This is a genomic window from Streptosporangium sp. NPDC006013 (genome assembly GCF_040614275.1).
In the GTDB taxonomy this organism is placed as follows: domain Bacteria; phylum Actinomycetota; class Actinomycetes; order Streptosporangiales; family Streptosporangiaceae; genus Streptosporangium.
In genome coordinates this window covers 1-2,074 of the sequence record NZ_JBEXUE010000861.1, presented here as the reverse complement: position 1 = coordinate 2,074, position 2,074 = coordinate 1, and the positions used below count along the sequence as shown (strand labels likewise).

1 protein-coding gene and 1 pseudogene are annotated in these 2,074 nt (G+C 70.7%); both read left to right on the top strand.

Going from position 1 to position 2,074, the window contains the following annotated elements:
* The first annotated feature begins 97 nt into the window (after nt 1-97).
* Complete coding sequence (locus ABZ260_RS50405; RefSeq protein ID WP_355632910.1) at nt 98-946, top strand: alpha/beta hydrolase family protein; 849 nt, start codon at nt 98-100, stop codon at nt 944-946.
* 441 nt (nt 947-1,387) lie between these two features.
* A pseudogene (locus ABZ260_RS50400) lies at nt 1,388-2,074 on the top strand (hypothetical protein); the annotation flags it as partial.

Sequence of the window (2,074 nt, the reverse complement as noted above, 5' to 3'; positions counted from 1 at the left end):
CGCGATGTCGACCCCAGCGCCCCGGCGAGGGACCAGACCAGAGGAGAACCGCGTCAACGACCCCCTCCTGAAGGAGGGGGCTTGAGGCGCGGGCCTGGTGCCCCAGGGCTGGTCGAAGGGCGCGCGCCGCACCTGGCCGGTCCTGTACCTGCTGCACGGCGGCGCCGACGACTACACCTCGTGGACCCGGATGACCGGCATCGCGAGCATGGCCGAGGACATGGACGCGATCATCGTGATGCCCGAGGCGGGCCGGGCGGGTAACTACTCGAACTGGTACAACAAGGGCAAGGGAGGCGCACCCGGCTGGGAGACCTTCCACACGTCCGAGGTGCGCCGCCTGCTGGAGACCGGCTACCGCGCGGGAAGCCGCCGCGCCGTCGCGGGACTCTCCATGGGCGCGTACGGCGCGATGAAGTACGCCGCGCTGCATCGGGGGATGTTCCGCTTCGTGGGCGCCTACAGCGGCGTCATGTCCACCCGCCTGCCGGGCATCCCCGAGCTCATCATGAACGCACAGGCCTCCGAGGGACAGGATCCGCAGGCGCTGTGGGGCGATCCGCTCAGGAACCGGGACGTCTGGAGGGCCAACGACCCCGCGGCCCACGCCAGGAACCTGCGCGGCGTGAGCATCTACATCTCCAGCGGCACGACCAGCAGGCTGGGCGAACTCGACCCGCCGGGAGTCCCCTGGAGCCCGGCCCATCTCGGCGAGCCGATCTCCGCCTACACGGCCAGGGACCTGATCGCCAAGCTCCGCTTCCACGGCATCAGGCCCGTGGTGCACCTGTACCGGGACGGCACCCACAGCTGGCCCTACTGGGAGCGCGAGTTCCGCAGCTCCTTCCCGATGATCCTGTCCGCCCTGGGCCTGAAGGCCGCCCAGGACGACGCCTCCGCACCCCGGGAGCAGGAGAACGTCTGGAACCTGCTCGGCGGAACGTGAGAGCCGGATGCGCGGCGGTCGCCGGTCCCGGCCCGACGATCCGCTGCCGTCGACATCACCCGGCGGCGTTCGGCTGGCCCCGGGAATCCGCTTCCCAAAGAAGCGGACACGCGCCGATGACCTGCCCCTGACGGAACGGCCGTCCTCTCGAACCCGCATTGCCGACCCGGTGGCGTGTTGACTCACCGTTGGCCAGATAATAACTTTGAGTAGTTGTTCAAACACCCAGCGTGGCGAACGTTCGAGGTCGCGCGTGAACCCCGGCGCTCCGTGACGGACGTCGGACGCGGATCCCCTTCCCGAAGGCGACCTCCGGTCTCACGTGCGAGGTCGTCCGGTCGCGTGCCGTCGTATCCCCGCGAAGGGTGACCCGCGGCTCTCGCCTGACCGTCTCGGGGAAGCGCGGAAAGCGCGCTCACACAGGAAGAGGCAGCACAGTCAATGAGGAGCGCATCCAGCGGACGTGCCGGGAGCGCGCCGCACGACTCGCGCGGGGCCCGGCATCCGGTGACCGTCATGGCCGAGCAGATGACCGACGTCTTTCTCGACCTTGGTTACCGCATCGTCGAGGGACCCGAGGTCGAGGCCGAGTGGTTCGCCTTTGACGCGCTCAACATGGACGGCGACCATCCCGGCCGCACCCCCGACCGGGCCTTCCACCTCGAAGACCCCGCGGAGCCCGGCGGGAGGTCGGGCCTCGTGCTGCGTACCCGCACCTCACCGGCGCAGGTGCGGGCGATGCTCGGCAGGACCCCGCCGCTCCGGCTGGTCTGCGCGGGCCGCGCCTTCCGTCCCGACGCGGCCGACACCATCCACAGCCCGGTGTTCAACCAGGTCGAGGGCCTCGCCGTCGACCTGGGGCTCACCATGGTCGACCTGAAGAAGACCCTCGACCACTTCGCCGCCGCCGTGTTCGGCAGGGGCACGGTGACCCGGCTCCGCACCCACCGGTCCGCCTACACCGACCCGTCGGCGAAGGTGTACGTGGAGTGCGCGGTCTGCCACGGCGTCCGGGAGGACGTCCCCGGAGGCGTCCCCGGCACTGGTCGACGGCGACCTGGGCGAGCTGGCCCGGGTGATGGAGCGGTTCCCGCCGCTGCTGGGCAAGGTCGCGGCCGTCGACGCCCT